Annotated in this window: 16 protein-coding genes and 1 pseudogene; 4 read left to right on the forward strand and 13 right to left on the reverse strand. The window is 62.6% G+C overall.

Annotated features, from left to right (window positions below; genetic code table 11):
* From EN932_RS38805 to msrB, 3 genes and pseudogenes are all read left to right on the forward strand, one after another.
* Positions 1-146 (forward strand): annotated as a pseudogene (locus EN932_RS38805) (VWA domain-containing protein); the annotation flags it as partial.
* Between the two features lie 19 nt (positions 147-165).
* Positions 166-963, forward strand: a complete 798-nt coding sequence (locus EN932_RS11280) for a hypothetical protein (RefSeq protein WP_063173260.1) — start codon at positions 166-168, stop codon at positions 961-963.
* 197 nt (positions 964-1,160) lie between these two features.
* On the forward strand, positions 1,161-1,565 hold the full coding sequence (msrB, locus tag EN932_RS11285; RefSeq protein ID WP_013529102.1) for a peptide-methionine (R)-S-oxide reductase MsrB: 405 nt from the start codon (positions 1,161-1,163) through the stop codon (positions 1,563-1,565).
* Between the two features lie 100 nt (positions 1,566-1,665).
* Here msrB and EN932_RS11290 read toward each other — a convergent pair whose 3' ends face one another.
* The 13 genes from EN932_RS11290 to EN932_RS11350 form a co-directional block, all read right to left on the reverse strand.
* Positions 1,666-1,977 (reverse strand): hypothetical protein, encoded by a 312-nt coding sequence (locus tag EN932_RS11290; protein WP_027162547.1) that lies wholly within the window; start codon positions 1,975-1,977, stop codon positions 1,666-1,668.
* 7 nt (positions 1,978-1,984) lie between these two features.
* The gene (locus EN932_RS11295) at positions 1,985-2,425 is read right to left on the reverse strand and encodes a hypothetical protein (protein WP_127384973.1); all 441 of its coding nucleotides are present in this window, start codon (positions 2,423-2,425) and stop codon (positions 1,985-1,987) included.
* 201 nt (positions 2,426-2,626) lie between these two features.
* Positions 2,627-2,887, reverse strand: coding sequence for a DUF2312 domain-containing protein (locus tag EN932_RS11300; protein WP_013529099.1), 261 nt, complete (start codon positions 2,885-2,887; stop codon positions 2,627-2,629).
* Between the two features lie 159 nt (positions 2,888-3,046).
* Complete coding sequence (gene pyc / locus EN932_RS11305) at positions 3,047-6,505, reverse strand: pyruvate carboxylase (protein WP_127384972.1); 3,459 nt, start codon at positions 6,503-6,505, stop codon at positions 3,047-3,049.
* 291 nt (positions 6,506-6,796) lie between these two features.
* Complete coding sequence (locus EN932_RS11310) at positions 6,797-7,915, reverse strand: branched-chain amino acid ABC transporter substrate-binding protein (RefSeq protein WP_013529097.1); 1,119 nt, start codon at positions 7,913-7,915, stop codon at positions 6,797-6,799.
* Positions 7,916-8,052: 137 nt separating this feature from the next.
* Positions 8,053-8,400, reverse strand: a complete 348-nt coding sequence (locus EN932_RS11315) for a DUF6867 family protein (RefSeq protein ID WP_013529096.1) — start codon at positions 8,398-8,400, stop codon at positions 8,053-8,055.
* 111 nt (positions 8,401-8,511) lie between these two features.
* Positions 8,512-9,240, reverse strand: a complete 729-nt coding sequence (locus EN932_RS11320; RefSeq protein WP_013529095.1) for an ABC transporter ATP-binding protein — start codon at positions 9,238-9,240, stop codon at positions 8,512-8,514.
* Positions 9,240-10,796 carry an ATP-binding cassette domain-containing protein gene (locus EN932_RS11325; protein WP_013529094.1) on the reverse strand — a complete coding sequence of 519 codons (1,557 nt, stop codon included), beginning with the start codon at positions 10,794-10,796 and terminating at the stop codon, positions 9,240-9,242. Before EN932_RS11325 ends, EN932_RS11320 begins: the two co-directional genes overlap by 1 nt.
* Positions 10,796-12,391 carry a high-affinity branched-chain amino acid ABC transporter permease LivM gene (gene livM, locus EN932_RS11330; RefSeq protein ID WP_013529093.1) on the reverse strand — a complete coding sequence of 532 codons (1,596 nt, stop codon included), beginning with the start codon at positions 12,389-12,391 and terminating at the stop codon, positions 10,796-10,798. The genes EN932_RS11325 and livM overlap by 1 nt, the downstream gene beginning before the upstream one ends.
* 4 nt (positions 12,392-12,395) lie before the next feature.
* Entirely contained in the window at positions 12,396-13,298 is a 903-nt protein-coding gene (locus EN932_RS11335) for a branched-chain amino acid ABC transporter permease (protein ID WP_013529092.1), read from the reverse strand.
* A gap of 334 nt (positions 13,299-13,632) precedes the next feature.
* Positions 13,633-14,634, reverse strand: coding sequence for a 4-hydroxyproline epimerase (locus EN932_RS11340; protein WP_127384971.1), 1,002 nt, complete (start codon positions 14,632-14,634; stop codon positions 13,633-13,635).
* Between the two features lie 32 nt (positions 14,635-14,666).
* The gene (locus EN932_RS11345) at positions 14,667-15,899 is read right to left on the reverse strand and encodes an FAD-binding oxidoreductase (protein ID WP_081714252.1); all 1,233 of its coding nucleotides are present in this window, start codon (positions 15,897-15,899) and stop codon (positions 14,667-14,669) included.
* A 148-nt stretch (positions 15,900-16,047) separates the two neighbouring features.
* Positions 16,048-16,941 (reverse strand): dihydrodipicolinate synthase family protein, encoded by an 894-nt coding sequence (locus EN932_RS11350; RefSeq protein ID WP_024502892.1) that lies wholly within the window; start codon positions 16,939-16,941, stop codon positions 16,048-16,050.
* A gap of 69 nt (positions 16,942-17,010) precedes the next feature.
* Between EN932_RS11350 and EN932_RS11355 the strand changes: the two genes are divergently transcribed.
* A partial coding sequence (locus EN932_RS11355; RefSeq protein WP_164890468.1) for a GntR family transcriptional regulator occupies positions 17,011-17,532 on the forward strand: 522 nt, incomplete at its 3' end.

Here is a 17,532-nt window from a genome sequence, read left to right on the forward strand (position 1 = left end):
CGGTATGGCTGAACCCCGAAGACCCCAAGAACTGGGGCTACACCCATTCGATTGCGATGATCCGCGACATCTTCGGCGGCCGCATGTTCCCGCTGACGCTGGCCGGGCTTGAGGGCGCGACCAAGCAGCTTTCAAGAAAGCACTGAAAGACCGACAGGAGATCCGATGACCTGCTTCCTCTGCCTGCAATGCGGCGTCCAGTTCGCGGCGACAGAGACGCCGCCAGAACATTGCCCGATCTGCGAGGACGAGCGCCAATATGTGCGCTGGGAGGGCCAAGCGTGGATCACGCCGGAGGAACTTGCCGAAGGGCACCGGCTTGTGATGAAGGACGATGCCGGCGTTCTCGCCTTCGGCATCGAGCCGCGCTTCGCCATCGGCCAACGGGCGCTGCTGGCGCAGACGCCACACGGCAACGTGCTGTGGGACTGCGTTTCGATGGTCAGCGACGAGGCGGTGGCCGAGATCAACCGCCGCGGTGGCCTGGCGGCGATCGCCATCTCGCACTGCCACTATTATTCGGTGATGGCCAGTTGGAGCGAGGCGTTTGGCGGCGTGCCGATTTATCTCCATGCCGACGACCGCCAATGGATCATGCGACCGCACAAGGCGATCGTCAGTTGGGAAGGCGAGACGCTGGCCATAAACCCTTCGCTGACGCTCATCCGCTGCGGCGGCCACTTTGCCGGCGGTCAGGTGCTGCACTGGAAACGCGATGTCGGCGACGTCTTGCTGGCCGGCGATATCTTGCAGGTGACGCCGACGCGCCGCCATGTCAGCTTCATGTACAGCTATCCGAACTACATTCCGCTCAATGCAGCGGCCGTGCGCCGCATCGCGGCGGCACTGGAGCCATTCGCGTTCGACCATATCTATGGTGCATGGTGGAACCAGAATGTCATCGGGGGCGCAAAAGCGGCGTTGGCTGCTTCGGTCGATCGCTATCTCAGGGCGATCGCATAAAGATCACGATCGAAAATGCGGGCAAATCGCGTAACAAATGCCTATCTTGGTGCGAATATGAGGTTGCAATCCGCGCATGATCCCGAACCTCCGGTTCGGAAAGGATTATGCGCAAAACCAAAGTACTACAGCGTCCTTTGCGCGTCCGATGGGCGCGCGGCGCTGTAGTAGCGAGCCGGCAAGGCTGAGGAGATCACATGGACACCCACACCTACCCTGTAACCCGCACCGACGCCGAATGGCGCGCCCGGCTGACGCCGGAGCAGTATGCCGTCATGCGCGGCCACGGCACCGAGCGGCCGGGAAGCTGCGCTTTGCTCTACGAGAAGCGCGCCGGCACCTTTTCCTGCGTCGGCTGCGACCAGCCTTTGTTTGAATCCAAGTTGAAGTTCGAGAGCGGCACCGGCTGGCCGAGCTTCAACGACCCGGTGCCGGGTTCGGTCGAAAACACCGTCGACCGCAGCTACGGCATGGTTCGCACCGAATGCCATTGCGCCCGCTGCGGCAGCCATCTCGGCCATGTTTTCGAGGACGGCCCGCCGCCGACTGGCCTGCGCTATTGCATCAACGGCGTGGCGCTGAAATTCGAGCCGGCGGCCTGAACCGAAATTCGATTGAATGAATGAAAAGGGCGGCTGCGGCCGCCCTTTTCATTGCCCCCCGGCCGAACCCGGCGAACGCGGTGGGCGCCCGTGTCCGCTCTCAGACCACGACCGTCAGGATTAGCCATAATGTGGCGCCGAGCGTCATCAGCGAGGCCTTGGCGCCACTGGCCTTTTCCGTGGTTCGCCATACGGAAAAGGTCAGAAAGAGGTTGTAGGGCACCGGTGCGAAATGCACCGCCAGAACCAGCGCGAGCGGCAGCTTCAGTCCGAGCAGGACGATCGCGGCCACCAGAGATGCGACGTTGAGCGCCGTGCCGACAAGAACAAGGTCGCGCCAGAACAGCCGGTCGAGCGGCACCTGGCCTTGCCAGCGTGAGCGGAAAAAGGAGCCGATACCCTCTGGCAACACCGGATGTCTATCCCTGCCTCAGGACTTCGGTTACCGCGCGCTCGAAGCGCGAACATTCGGTCACCAGCCAGTCGGCCATGGCTGGCCAGTTGTCCTCGGCATAGCAGTTCACCCGCCACATCGAATTGATGCCGAGATCCTCGCAACTCTGTTCCGGCCTGAGCTTCAGCCTGGCTTCGATATCAGGCTGGAACGGTTTCAACCGCGACCACGCTTGCGTGGCGCCGAACTTCTCGTTGCGGCCGAAGAAGACGCCGACCTGGTTCTGCGCCGGCGCGACATACATGGAAAGGACCAAGGCGAAATCGGGCAGCCCGCGCTGCCAGAACCAGGGGCCGCGCCTCGCCATCAGAGCCCTTTCTTCCGGATGCCGCTCGGCGAACAGCGTCCAGAAGCCGCGCTGGCGGAATTCAGAGGCGCGGCGGGCGCCGAAGTCGAATTCGCTCATGGCTCGATGCTCGCTTCGGCATCATGCTCGGCCGGAGACTGTTTCGAAATTCGCTCCGGCGAGTCATATGGTGGTGGTTTCGAGAACCGGAGCGGAGCGTACTTAAAGTACGTGAGCTCAGTTCTACTGCATTGCAGTAGAACTAGGGAAGCGCAGAAAACGCCACCAGATGGCCGCCGGAGTAGAATTTCCAGACGGTCTCTACACCATGCCGAGTGCGGCCTTATACAGATCGAGGATGGTTTCCTCTTCCTGACGCTCGGCCTGGTCCTTCTTGCGCAGCCGGATGATCGTGCGCATCGCCTTGGTGTCGAAGCCGGTGCCCTTGGCCTCGGCGAACACTTCCTTGATGTCGTCGGAAATGGTCTTCTTCTCTTCCTCGAGCCGCTCTATGCGCTCGATGAAGGCACGCAGCTGGCCGGCGGCAACAGTCTGGCTGGTATCGGTGATATCGTCGGCCATATTTTTCTCCACATCGTTTCTGCGCCGCGACTCGGGATGCATGCAGCGGCGAATTGAGCGGGCTCGATGCCCGACCGGCGGCGGCGGGTCAAGCTGTTATCGATGATCGAACTGACGCTGCCGCCATGATGCGGACAGCGATCCCCAGGAAGGTATCAATTAGCTGAAAGCGATCAGCAGATCCTTGGCATCGATCTGGTCGCCTGCCTTGACCAGCACCTCGGCGACCGTGCCGTCGCGCTCGGCATGCAGCGCCGTCTCCATCTTCATCGCTTCGATGGAAAGCAGCACGTCACCGGCCTTCACAGCCTGGCCGGCAGCCACCGAAAGCGCAGAAACGACGCCCGGCATCGGTGCGCCGACATGCGCCTCGTTGCCGGGTTCGGCCTTGCGGCGGGCCTTGGCGGCGGACGCGCCATGCGCCCGGTCGGGCACCTTGACACGGCGCGGCTGGCCGTTGAGCTCGAAGAACACGGTGACCATGCCCTTCTCGTCGACATCGCCGATGGCAAGGCACCGCACCACCAGCGTCTTGCCCTTCTCGATGTCGACGAAGATCTCGTCTTCCGGCTTCATGCCGTAGAAATACGTCGGCGTCGGCAGCACGCTGACCGGCCCATAGGTTTCCTGCGCGCCGGCGAAATCCGTGAACACCTTCGGATACATCAGCCACGAGGCGAATTCGAACTCCGACAGCTTGCGCTCGAGCTTCTCCTCGATTTCCTTGCGGTTGGCCTTGAGGTCGGCTGGCTTGAGCAGCGAGCCGGGCCGCACCGTGATCGGCTTGTCGCCTTTGAGCGCCTTCCTCTGCAGCGCCGCCGGCCACCCGCCTGGCGACTGGCCGAGATCGCCGCGCAGCATCGAGACGACCGAGTCCGGGAAGGCGATATCCCTGTCGGGGTTTTCGACATCGGCAACGGTCAGGTCCTGGCTGACCATCATCAATGCCATGTCGCCGACAACCTTGGACGACGGCGTCACCTTGACGATGTCGCCGAACATCAGATTGACGTCGTGATAGGTCTGCGCCACCTCGTGCCAGCGCGTCTCCAATCCGAGCGAGCGAGCCTGTTCCTTCAGATTGGTGAACTGCCCGCCCGGCATCTCGTGCAGATAGACTTCCGAGGCCGGCCCCTTGAGGTCGCTTTCGAAGGCGGCGTACTGGTTGCGCACCGCTTCCCAGTAGAACGAGATCTTCCTGATCCATTGCGGGTCGAGACCGGGGTCGCGTTCGGTGCCCTTCAGCGCCTCGACGAGTGAGCCAAGGCATGGCTGCGAGGTGTTGCCGGAGAAGGCATCCATCGCCGCGTCTATGGCGTCGACGCCGCTTTCCACCGCCGCCAGCACCGTCGCCGCCGACAGGCCCGACGTGTCGTGGGTGTGGAAATGGATCGGCAGGTCGGTCGCCTCGCGCAGCGCCTTGAACAGCACGCGTGCTGCGGAAGGCTTCAGCAGGCCGGCCATGTCCTTGACGGCGATGATGTGGGCGCCGGCCGCCTGCAATTCCCTGGCTAGGCCGACATAGTATTTGAGGTCGTATTTCGCCCGCGCCGGATCGAGGATATCGCCGGTGTAGCAGATCGCCGCTTCGATCAGCTTGCCCTCGGCTCCGACCGCATCCATGGCGACGCGCATGTTGTCGACCCAGTTCAGGCAATCGAAGACCCGGAACAGGTCGATGCCACCGCTTGCTGCCTGCTTGACGAAATGCTGCACGACATTGTCGGGATAGTTGGTGTAGCCGACGCCATTGGCACCGCGCAGCAGCATCTGCAACAGCAGATTGGGCGCCGCCTCGCGCACCAGCGACAGCCGCTCCCACGGATCCTCGGTGAGGAAGCGCATCGCGACGTCGAAGGTGGCGCCACCCCAGCATTCCAGCGATAGAAGCTGCGGCAAGGCACGCGCATAGGCACCGGCGATGCCGGCAATGTCATGCGTGCGCATGCGCGTCGCCAGCAGCGATTGATGGCCATCGCGCATCGTCGTGTCGGTGACCAGAACCTCCTTCTGATCGCGCATCCAGGCGGCGAACTTCTGCGGGCCCAGCACATCCAGCTTCTGCTTGCTGCCGCCGGGCACATTGCCGTTGAGGTAAGGCACCACGGGTGCCGCGGCGTCGGCCTTCGGCTGCGGCCGGCCGCGCGTCTCGGGATGGCCGTTGACGCTGACGTCGGCGAGATAGTTGATGAGCTTGGTGGCGCGGTCCTGGCGCTTGACCTGCTGGAACAGTTCCGGCGTCGTGTCGATGAACTTGGTCGTGTAGGAATTGTCGGCGAAGCTCGGATGGTTGATGATCGCTTCGAGGAAGGTCAAATTGGTGGCGACGCCGCGGATGCGGAACTCGCGCAGTGCCCGATTCATGCGGGCGATCGTCTCGGCCGGCGTCGGCGCCCACGCCGTCACCTTCTCCAGCAGCGGATCGTAGAAGCGGGTGATGACCGCGCCCGAATAAGCGGTGCCGCCGTCGAGGCGGATGCCGAAGCCCGTCGCGCCGCGATAGGCGGTGATGCGGCCGTAATCGGGGATGAAATTGTGCTCGGGATCTTCCGTGGTGATACGGCACTGCAGCGCGTGGCCGTTCAGCCTTATGTCCTTCTGCGCCGGCACGCCTGATTCCGGTGTGCCGATGGCAAAGCCGTCGAGGATATGGATCTGCGCCTTGACGATATCGATGCCGGTCACCTGCTCGGTGACGGTGTGCTCGACCTGGATGCGCGGGTTGACCTCGATGAAATAGAATTTGCCGGTGTCGGCATCCTGCAGGAACTCGACCGTGCCGGCGCCGATATAGCTGGTCTCGCGGGCGATCTTGAGCGCATGGCCGCAAAGCTCCTCGCGCTGCGACATTTCGAGATAGGGCGCCGGCGCCCGCTCGACGACCTTCTGGTTGCGGCGCTGGATCGAACAGTCGCGCTCGAACAGGTGCACGGCATTGCCATGGGTATCGCCCAGCACCTGCACCTCGACATGACGGGCGCGTTCGATCAGCTTTTCGAGATAGACCTCGTCCTTGCCGAAGGCGGCTTTCGCCTCGCGCTTGCCTTCGGTGACTTCGCGGGCAAGGTCGGCTTCGGCGCGAATGGCCCGCATGCCGCGGCCGCCGCCGCCCCATGATGCCTTCAGCATCACCGGATAGCCGATTTCCTTGGCCAGTGTCTTGACCGTCTCCATGTCATCCGGCAACGGATCGGTGGCGGGGATCACCGGCACGCCGACCTCGATGGCGAGATTGCGCGCCGCGACCTTGTTGCCGAGCCGCCGCATTGTGTCCGGCCTCGGCCCGATGAAGGTAATGCCGGCTTCGGCACAGGCGTCGGCGAATTCGGGGCTTTCCGACAACAATCCGTAGCCGGGATGGATAGCATCGGCACCCGACAGCCTGGCGACGCGGATCACCTCCTCGATCGACAGATAGCTTTCGATCGGCCCCATGTCCCTGGTCAGATGCGGCCCGCGTCCGACCTGGTAGCTCTCGTCGGCCTTGAAGCGATGCAGGGAGTATTTGTCTTCCTCCGCCCAGATCGCCACGGTTTTGAGCCCGAGTTCGTTGGCCGCGCGGAAGACGCGAATGGCGATTTCGGACCGGTTGGCGACGAGGATCTTCGTGATGGCCAAGGACTGGGCTCCAGCGACGGAAGGAAGAGAAATCGGCGCAATGATTAGCGTGAAAATGCTGCAGTGCAAACGAAATTGACGCGCATTTAAACCGATTGAAATGGAATCATTGCGCCAAGGACCCTCCCCATTCCTCCGAACAGCCAAAAAAGCGCCGGCTTTCCGGTTAATGCACGATCATTGCCCGGCTAAGCATCGGCTCCACCGGCCGCCGCTGAACATGACGATGGCAAAAGAAAATGCCCGGCGCGAGGCGCCGGGCATCCGTAAATAGTCTGGAGACTGACGAGCTTACATCTTCTGGACGTAGGTGTACTTGCCGTCGTCGCCCTTCTTCCATTCGTACATGACGTAGCCGGGCAGCGTCGGGTCGCCCTTGGCGTCATAGGACAGGTCGCCGAGAACGGTCTTGAAGGGGCCGTTTTCATGCAGCGCCTTGGCAACTGCCTGCGGGTCGTTCGACTTGGCAGCGGTCGCTGCTTCCGCGATCGCCTGCACGGCGGCGTAGGAGTAGAGCGTGTAGGCTTCCGGCTCGAAACCCTGCGCGCGGAACTTCTCGACGAGTTCCTTGTTGGCGGGGATCAGGCGCGGATCCGGGCCGAACGTGTTGAGCGTGCCCGCAACTGCGTCGCCTGCGATCGAAGCCAGTTCGTTCGACACGATGCCATCGCCGGAAACCAGCGTTGCCTTGAGGCCCTGGTCGGCCGCCTGACGGATGATCAGGCCGGCTTCGGTGTGCAGGCCGCCCCAATAGATGATGGAAACGCCGGCTTCCTTCATCTTGGCGATCAGCGCCGAGAAGTCCTTGTCGCCGACATTGATGCCTTCATACATGACTTCCGTCACGCCCTTGGCGTTCATCGCCTTCTTGGTTTCGTCGGCAAGGCCCTGACCGTAGGTGGTCTTGTCGTGAACGACAGCGATCTTGGCGTCCTTGAAGTTGGCGGCGAGATACGCGCCGGCAATGCTGCCCTGCTGGTCGTCGCGTCCGCAGGTGCGGAACACGTTCCACAGACCGCGCTCGGTGAATTGCGGGTTGGTCGCGGCCGGCGTCACTTCGACGATGCCGTTTTCCGCATAGACTTCAGATGCCGGGATAGAGACGCCGGAGTTGAAGTGGCCGACCACGAACTTGACGCCGTCGCCGACGAACTTGTTGGCGACCGAGATACCCTGCTTCGGATCGGAGACGTCGTCGCCGACTTCGAGCTTGATCTGCTCGCCGTTGATGCCGCCCTTGGCATTGATGTCGGCGACAGCAGCTTCCGCCCCCTTCTGCAGCTGCGCGCCGAAGGCGGCGTTCGGACCGGTGATCGGGCCCGCGACGCCCATCATTACGTCAGCCCACGCGCTGCCGCCGAACGCGACAAGCGCGGTCAGGGCGACGGCGGACAAAAGTGACTTTTTCATTTAAACGCTCCCATTAACGGAGTGGGCGTGGATGAAGCTTTCATGCGATGCCCACCCTTATCGCAGAAAGCATAGTTTGCCGATTTTCAGGCACTTGTCACGCCGATTCAATTTCGAGGCGGCGTTAATGATGAACGTCAACCTTTCGGTTTCCAGCTCAAGAGTGAAGCTCTTTCGTAGAGCCAATTATACTGTGTCACCATCTGGTTGGTGCGCGTGTATTGATAGCCGACGAAGCCGAGGATCATCAGCACGATGGTGTCGACGACATAATAATGCAGCGAGAACATGGTGCCGCCGAACAGCGCGTGATGGATGAAGCGGATCGCGATGCCGAGGCCCAGCACATAGGCGAACAGCTGGATGAAGCTGCGCCACGTCTGGGCACTGGCCTTGCCCGTCATCCACGCCGCCCAGCCGCCGAGCAGACAGGTGACGAAGAAGAACTGCCAGATCGAGGGTTCCTCGTAAAGAATGCCCTGCATGGTGAAGTCTCCCTAGCATGATCCCGAAAAGTTGCGGACTTTCCGGACAAAGATCATGCGACAAACAAACAATCTGGAGCGGAATAGCGGTGCACGCATTCCGCTTCGAACTCAGTGGTGTCCGCCCTCGAGATAGGCGGCGCGCACTTCCGGATTGGCGAGCAGTTCCTTGCCGGTGCCGCTCATCGTCACATTGCCGTTGACCATGACGTAGCCGCGCGTGGCGAGCTTGAGCGCGCCGAAGGCGTTCTGCTCGACCAGGAACACGGTCAGCCCCTGGGTGCGGTTCAGTTCGCGGATGGCGTCGAAGATCTGTTTGACGATCAGCGGCGCGAGACCCAGCGACGGCTCGTCGAGCAAAAGCAGCTTCGGCCGTGCCATCAGCGCGCGTCCGATCGACAGCATCTGCTGCTCACCGCCCGACAGCGTGCCACCGCGCTGGGTGATGCGCTCCTTCAAACGCGGGAACAGCGTGAACACCTTCTCGACGTCCTCGTCATAGTGCTTGAGGTTGTCGAGGCTGGCGCCCATCTGCAGGTTTTCCATCACCGTCATGCGCGGAAAGATCCGCCGGCCCTCGGGCGATTGGGCAATGCGCATGCGCGCGATCTCGTGCGTCGGCATCTGGGTTATGTCGGTGCCGGCAAAGGTGATAGTCCCGGCGCGAGCCCGCGGCGCACCGAAAATAGTCATCATCAGCGTCGACTTGCCGGCGCCATTGGCACCGATCAGCGCCACGATCTCACCCTGCTTGACGGTGACATCGACGCCGTTCAGCGCCCGGATGTTGCCGTAATAGGTCTGCACGCCCTTGATATCGAGCAGCGTTGTCGCGGCCATCACTTGCCCCCTCCACGCTTGCCCGCCACGGGCTTGGCAGCGGTCTTGCTCGCGGTCTTTCCGGAGGCTGCCTTTGCAGTCTTTGCGGAAGCATGGCTCGTCGCCACCTTGCCCGCATCCACGCGGCGCGAAAATTCCGTGTCCCTGCCCTGGCCGAGCAGCCTAGCCTGTTTGACCCATTCCTCGCGCGCGATACGTCCGTCAAAAGCAAGATAGGCTTCGGCGGCCTCGACGTCGGCCTTTTTCCAGGCGCCGATCTGGTCGAAGTGGAAGATGCCGTGGTCGTTGAGCTTCTTCTCGTTGACCGTACCGATGCCCTTTATGCGGGTCAAATTGTCGGCCTTGCCGCCGCGAGGCGCAGCCAGCCGGTTGGAGATCTCTCCAGTCTTCGCCGCAGGCTTGGCGGATGCGGTCGACTTCGCCGCCGTGCCGGTTGCCGCCTTCGACGTCGCTTTCGGAGCAGGCTTTGCCTTCGCCGGCGGCACGGCTGCCTGCGAGGCTGCCTTGTTTGCCGCGGCGAGCGACCTGGCGTCGACCTGACCGGCCTTTGACGCTCCCTTGGCCACCGTAACCCGCTCGCCCGAACTATGGCCGACCGTGTCGGTCACCGGCCCGGCGAGATAGGACGACGATGTTCCCGGACCGTGCGCGGCATCCGGCCCCGTATCGAGCTGTTCGATGACATCTTCGTCGCCGACTTCGGTAAGGACCGCTTCGACTTCCTCGTCGTCGACGCCGAGATAGGCGGCGATGACGCGCGGATCGGTGCGCACCGACTGCGGACTGCCGTCGGAGATCTTGCGGCCATACTCCAGCACCACGACATGGTCGGAGATCTGCATGACCACCGACATGTCGTGCTCGATCAACAGGATCGAGGCGCCGGATGTGTTCTTGATGTCGATCAGCAGCTCGTTGAGCGCCGCCGATTCCTTCGGATTGAGGCCGGCCGCCGGCTCGTCGAGGCACAGAAGCTCGGGTCCCGTGCACATGGCGCGAGCGATCTCGAGACGGCGCTGCGCGCCATAGGGCAGGTCGCCGGCCGGGTCGTCGGCACGGTCGACAAGATCGGCCTTTTCCAGCCAATGCTTGGCGAGCTCCACCGATTCGGCCGAGGCCTTGCGATAGCCGCTGAAGCCGAACAGGCCAAGCACCGTGTAGCCCGATGCCTTCATCAGTTTGTTGTGCTGGGCGACCAGCAGGTTCTCCAGCAGGGTCATGCCGGAGAACAGGCGGATGTTCTGGAAGGTGCGCGCCACCTTGGCGCGCGCCGGGATTTCATGGTTGGGCAGCCGCTCGAGCAGGAAGGTCGAACCATCGTTCCGGTTGAGCGTGATCATGCCTTCCGAGGGCTTGTAGAAGCCGGTGATGCAATTGAACACCGTGGTCTTGCCGGCGCCGTTGGGGCCGATCAGCGCGGTGATCTCGCCGCGCTTGGCGGCGAAAGACAGATCCCCGATGGCCACCAGGCCACCGAACTTCATCGACAGATGATCGACCTGAAGGATAGCGTCGTTCATGCCCGAAGCGGCTTTCTGAACAGGGTTCGCATTCATCAGCCGTGTCCTTCCTTGGTGAAGGAGCTTGAGACGGCCTTTCGCTCCTTCAGGAAGGCGGTTGGTTCACGACTGCCGACGAAGCCGCGCGGCTTCCACAGCATGACGATGACCATGGCCATGCCGAACAGCAGCATGCGGTAGAGTTCCGGTGTGAAGTCCGGTCCGAAGACCTGCTTGAGGAAGTCGAGTTCGCGCAACGCCTCGGTGCCGCCGATCATCACCATTGCGGCGACCGCTATGCCGACCAGCGAGCCCATGCCACCGAGAACCACGATGGCCAGGATGATGGCCGATTCCAGGAAGACGAAGGATTCCGGGCTGACGAAGCCCTGCCGTGCGGCGAAGAATGCGCCGGCGAAGCCGCCGAACATCGCACCCGTGGCAAAGGCCGTAAGCTTCGTGGTGGTGGTGTTGATGCCGAGCGAGCGGCAGGCGATCTCGTCCTCGCGCAACGCTTCCCAGGCACGGCCGACCGGCATGCGCCGCAGCCGGATGGTGACGAAGGCTGTCAGCAGCGCCAGCGCCAGGATCAGGTAATAGAGGAAGATCTTGTAGTAGGCGCTCGATGTCGCCAGATGCAGCACCTTGGCGACGTAATTGGGGTCCGACACGTTGAAGGTCATCAGGCCGAAGAAGGTGACCTTCGGGATGCCGGAAATACCGGCTGAACCGTTGGTGACTTCCCGCCAGTTGATCAGCACCAGGCGGATGATCTCACCGAAAGCCAAGGTGACGATCGCCAGGTAATCGCCGCGCAGGCGCAGCACCGGGAAACCGAGCAGCACGCCCCAGAAGGCGGCCATGGCGCCGGCGGCCGGCAAAAGGATCCAGAACGACAGGCCGTACTGCGTGCCGAGCAGCGCATAGGCATAGGCGCCGACCGCGTAGAAGGCGACATAACCGAGGTCGAGCAGGCCGGCGAGGCCAACGACGATGTTCAGGCCCCAGGCCAGCATCACATAGATCAGGATCTGGATGCCGAAATTGTCGACCCATTTCAGCGAGCCTTGCAGTCCGCCGACGAACGACCAGGACATCAGCGACAGGATCGCCACCACCAGGATCGGATAGAGGATCAGCGCGGCAATGCCGAGTTTGGTGAAGTTGGCATGAATGAAGCCGCGGAAATAATAGATCACGCAGGCCAGCACATAGATGACCGACAAGGCGCGCAGGAACTGCAGATAGCCCGCCGGCTCCGCTCCCACCCATCCGACGAGAGAGCTGTTGACCGCAAACAACACCACCGCCGCGACCAAGGCCACGATGAAGGCCGGCAACTGGAAGAAGCGTGACGCCACGCTGGCCGGCAGCAGGCCGGTGGCGACGTCGGTGATCTTCTGGTTGGCCAGGAAGGGCTGTCCATAGGCGACATAGAGGAAGCGCCCGACAGCCGTGGCGATAACCACGGCGGCAAGCAGGCCCCAGCGTGTCGTCAGGACCAGTTCATTGGAAATGTTCTGGCCGGTCTTCAGGCCGATGAACAGCACGAACAGGCCAAACGATATGGCAGCGGCATAGAGCGCCTCACGCAATGCGCGCTGCATGGGGGTGGCGACGGTGTCGCGCTCCGGAGATACGGTGACGGCCATAGTCTCAGACCTTTTCGACTTCTGGCCGGCCCAATATGCCGGAAGGCAGGAAGATCAGCACGATGGCCAGGATCGAGAACGCCGCGACATCCTTGTAGTCGATCGAGAAATAGGCCGACCACATGCTCTCGATGAAGCCGATCATCAACCCGCCGACCACCGCGCCCGGCAGCGAACCGATGCCGCCCAGCACCGCCGCCGTGAAGGCTTTCACGCCCGGCGTGAAACCATCCGAGAAGGCAATGACGCCGTAATACATCAGGAACAAAGTGCCGGCGACCGCGGCAAGGGCCGCACCCATGATGAAGGTGATCGAGATGGTACGGTCGACATCGATGCCGAGCAGCGCCGCCATCTTGCGGTCCTGCTCACAGGCCCGTTGCGCTCGTCCAAGCGAGGTCTTGTTGACCAGATACCAGAACAGCGCCAGCAGCAGCGCCGTGACGACGACGATGATGATCTGCTTCAGCGACACGCTGATGCCGTTGATGTTGTAAACCTGGCTGACCATCGGCGGGATCGGCTTGTTGCGGGGACCCTGCGTCACCTGGACGAAGTTCGACAGCGCGATCGACATGCCGATGGCAGTGATCAGCGGGGCCAGTCGGAACGAACCGCGCAGCGGCCGGTAGGCCACCTTTTCGATCGTCCAGTTGTAGAGGCTGGTGAGCAGCATCGCCACGATCATCATGATCAGCAGCGCCAGCACAACCGGCACGGAATAGAACAGCGCGCCAAGGGCGAGGAAGACGATCAGTGCCGTGAAGGCACCCACCATGAAGATGTCGCCATGGGCGAAATTGATCATACCGATGATGCCGTAGACCATCGTGTAGCCGATCGCGATCAGCCCATAGATCGATCCCAGCGTCAGCCCGTTGATAAGCTGCTGGACAAAGTACTGCATGTGTACATGGCTCCCCTGGAATGTCGCCCATGCAGACGCATTCCTTTTCGTATTTCCCCTAGTCGTAAAGTTTCGAGCCCGGATTGCAACGTCATTTTTCAATCGTCATGCGTGTTTTCGAAGCACGCCGCCCGATTGCCCGTTTTCCATCATCCGACCCCTGGACTATCGCGGACCCTACCATTGGCATAACGCAATGTCTTTGACGATTCGACCGCATCATGCGCTCCGTTTCGAAGAAATCGCCGTCAAAATTAGGTGATGAAAGGAATCCTTGCGTTTTTGGCACGATCCATTTTTCAGGTCGTTGCTTTCCGCAAGGTCAGGATTCCCATCACTTGACAACAAACCCGTGCGCGAACGGGTCGCGGTCGTCGATGAAGATGGTGTTCAGTCCGGTCATCCGCGCCCAGCCGCCGATCGAGGCAATGATGGCCGGCTTGCCGGCCACGCTGACATCCTTTTCGACCTTGCCCTTGAACAGCGAACCGATGATCGATTCATGCACGAAGCTGTCTCCGGCCTTGAGTTTGCCCTTGGCATGAAGCTGCGCCATGCGCGCCGAGGTGCCGGTGCCGCAGGGCGAGCGGTCGATCGCCTTGTCGCCGTAGAACACGGCATTGCGGGCATCCGCCCCATCCACCGTCGGCGCACCGGTCCACAGCATGTGCGACAGCCGGTTGATGCCAGGATTTTCCGGATGCACGAAGGAATATTTCTCGTTGAGCCGCTGCCGCACCACCGGGCTCCAGGCGATGAAGTCGCCCGCCGAATGATCGGCCATGTCGCGATAGTTCTCCTGCGGCTCGACGATGGCGTAGAAGTTGCCGCCATAGGCGACGTCGACGGTGATTTCACCGAGCCCAGGGCATTCGACCGTCAGCCCCTCGGCATGGAGGAAGGATGGCACATTGGTGATGCGCACCTCCTCGACATAGTCGCCGACCTGCTTGTATTCGGCGACGACCAGCCCGGCCGGCGTGTCGAGCCTGAGCACGCCCGGCGTCTTTGGTTTGATCAGTCCGTGCTCGATGGCCATCGTCACCGTACCGATCGTGCCATGGCCGCACATCGGCAGGCAACCGGAGGTTTCGATGAACAGGATGGCGATGTCGCAATCCTCGCGCGTCGGCGGATAGAGGATCGAACCGGACATCACGTCGTGGCCGCGCGGCTCGAACATCAGCCCGGTGCGGATCCAGTCATACTCGGCCAGAAAATGCGCACGCCGCTCCATCATCGTCGCGCCCTGCAACAGCGGGCCGCCGCCGGCGACCAGCCGCACAGGATTGCCGCAGGTGTGGCCGTCTATGCAGAAGAAGGATTTCTTGGCCATGACGCTCCTCGAAAATCAAAAACCCGAAAAAATCAAAATCGTTGCGGACTGAAGGGGGCCAGATCGATCGGCGGAGTCTGCCCCAGGACAAGATCCCTGATCAACCGTCCGGTGGCCGCCGCCTGGGTCAGGCCGAGATGGCCATGGCCGAAGGCATAGACCACCGACCGCTTTCCCGGCGCGCCGCCGATGACGGGCACTGAATCCGGCAGCGAGGGGCGGAACCCCATCCATTCGCGCCCACCCGAGGGATCGAGCCCCGGCAGGAATTTCTGTGCCTTCTGCAGCAGCGCCTTCGACCTGGCATAATTGGGCGGCCGCTCGATGCCGCCGAGTTCGACGGCGCCGCCGACCCGCAGGCCCGTTTCGAGCGGCGTGACGACGAAACCATGGCCGGAGAAGATCAGCATCCGCTTCACGTCGAAGGCACTCGTGGGCAAGGTGGTGTTGTAGCCGCGCTCGGTCTCCAGCGGAATGCGATCGCCGAGTTGCTTGGCCAGCAGATGCGACCAGGCGCCGGCGGCGACGACGAGGTGCCGGGCCTGTCTGGTCGTGCCGTCTGCCAACGTCAGCGTCGCTCCATCCTGATCCGCCGCGACTTGGCTGATCCGGACCAGCTCAAAGCGAGCGCCCTTGGCCTGCGCATAGGTCCACACCGCTTTGCCCAGCAGTTTCGGGTCGGCGACCGTCTTCCATCCCGGCACGAATGTGCCTTTGATGAAGCGCGGCGACAGGCCCGGCTGCAAGGCGGCCAGTTCCTCGCCCTCGACGTGGCGGAAACCGATGCCGAAACGCTTACGCGCCGCCCAGCCGGGCAGCCCGGCCTGAAATTCGGCTTCGCTTTCGTAAAGCTCGAGCGAGCCATCCTCGCGCAGCATCGACCGCGTGCCGGAGCGGTCGAGCAAGCCCATCCACTCCGCCTCGGCAAGCTTCATCATGCCTGCTTGAGCGGCAAGGCTCGCCTCGTATTTCCCCGGCGCACCGGCGCGCCAGAAGCGGATCAGCCAGGGCAGAAGCGTCGGCAGGTAGGCGGGCGGGATGCTGAGCGGGCCGAGCGGATCGGCCAGCCATTTCGGCAGCTGCCGCATCATGCCCTTGTGCGCCAGCGGCAGCACGTCGGAGAAGGCGAAGGCGGCGGCATTGCCCGAGCTCGTCTCCTCGCAAATGCCTGTGCGATCGAAGACGGTGACCCTGCGTCCCGCCTCAGCGAGAGAAGCAGCGGCACAGATACCGATGATGCCGCCACCGACGATGGCTATGTCCAACCCTTCTCCCCGTTCACGGGGAGAAGGCGCCCGAAGGGCGGATGAGGGGCTGCGCCCCGCTTCTGTCGACTTGGAATTTCCTTGCACGTGGGCGCTGCCCCTTATCTGGCTGCCACCATCTTCTCCCTGCGAACAGGAAGAAGAAGCCTCAGAACTGCGGCAGTGTCGGCCGCACCGCGAGCGCATCCTTGACGATCTTCTCGACGGACTTGCGGCGATCGCCAGACAGCGGCTGTCGCGGCATACGAACGCGGTCATTTGTGTTGATCGCGAACACTTCGGCAAGCTTGATGTTTTGGACCAGATAGGTCGAGACGTCGAGATCGAGCAGCGGCCGGAACCAGCGGTAGATGCCGAGCGCCTCTTCGCGGCGACCCTGCTTCATCAGCTGGTAGATGGCGACCGTCTCGCGCGGGAACGCGGTGACCAGTCCGGCCACCCAACCGATGGCGCCGACCGACAGCGCCTCGAAGGCCAGATTGTCGACGCCGGTGAACAGGTCGTAGCGAGTGCCCAGGCGATTGATGATCTCGGTCGAACGACGGATGTCGTCGGAGGATTCCTTGATCGCGACAAAGCGCTCGTCCGACGCCAGCTCCTCCATCTGGTCGACGCTGACGTCGACGCGGTAGGCAAGCCGGTTGGAGTAGATCATGACCGGCAGGTCGCCAGCCTGCGCGACCGCGCGCAGCGCCGCGACCGTCTCTTCCGCATTGGTGTGGTAGATCGGGCTCGGCACGACCATCAGGCCGTTGGCGCCTTCCCGGCTCGCGCGCTTGGCGATGCTGGCGGCCTCGCGTGTGCCGGCCTCGTTGACCGTCAGCAGCACCGGCTTCTTGCCGGCGACCTTTTGTGCGGTCTTCAGCACCTCGATCTTCTCATCGGGCGACAGCATCGGCCCCTCGCCGAGCGATCCGCAAACGATGATGCCGTCGCAGCCAGCTTCCATCTGCAGGTTGAAGCAGCGCTCCATCTCGGCATGATCGAGGCGATCATCCGCGGTGAATTTGGTCGTGACGGCAGGAAAAACTCCGGTCCACATGATCATCTCTCCATCTGATATATCACTGGTATATCTATTAACAAACCCGCTGTCAATGCGAAATCCGTTATGATATATTCAAGATATATCAGGAGAGCGCATTTGATATCCACGGCAGCAAGCACCTCGGCGGAGCCGGCCGCGACCAGGGCCTACCATGTGCTCGAGCACATGATCGTCACGCTCGAACTGGCCCCGGCAAGCTTCGTCACCGAGGGCGCCCTGATCGACAGGCTCGGGCTTGGCAGGACACCGGTGCGCGAGGCGATCCAGCGGCTGGCCTGGGAAGGGCTGCTCGACATCAGGCCGCGCGCGGGCATCGCCATCGCCCCGCTGCATCCCGGCGACTGGCTGCGCGTGCTCGATGCGCGTCGCGGCGTCGAGGTGGTGCTGGCCCGCTCGGCCGCCCGCTTCGTCACCCGCGAGGCCGCCGACCTGTTTCACGAAGCAGCGCTTGCCATGCAGAAAGCGGTGATCTCGGGCAACGTGCTTGCCTTCATTCAGGCCGACAAGGCACTTGACGAAGCGTTGGCGCTGGCTGCCGACAATCCCTTCGCCGCCCGTTTGGCCGCCCCGTTGCAGACCCACAGC

This window comes from Mesorhizobium sp. M7A.F.Ca.US.002.01.1.1, from assembly GCF_004022955.1.
Lineage (GTDB): Bacteria > Pseudomonadota > Alphaproteobacteria > Rhizobiales > Rhizobiaceae > Mesorhizobium > Mesorhizobium ciceri.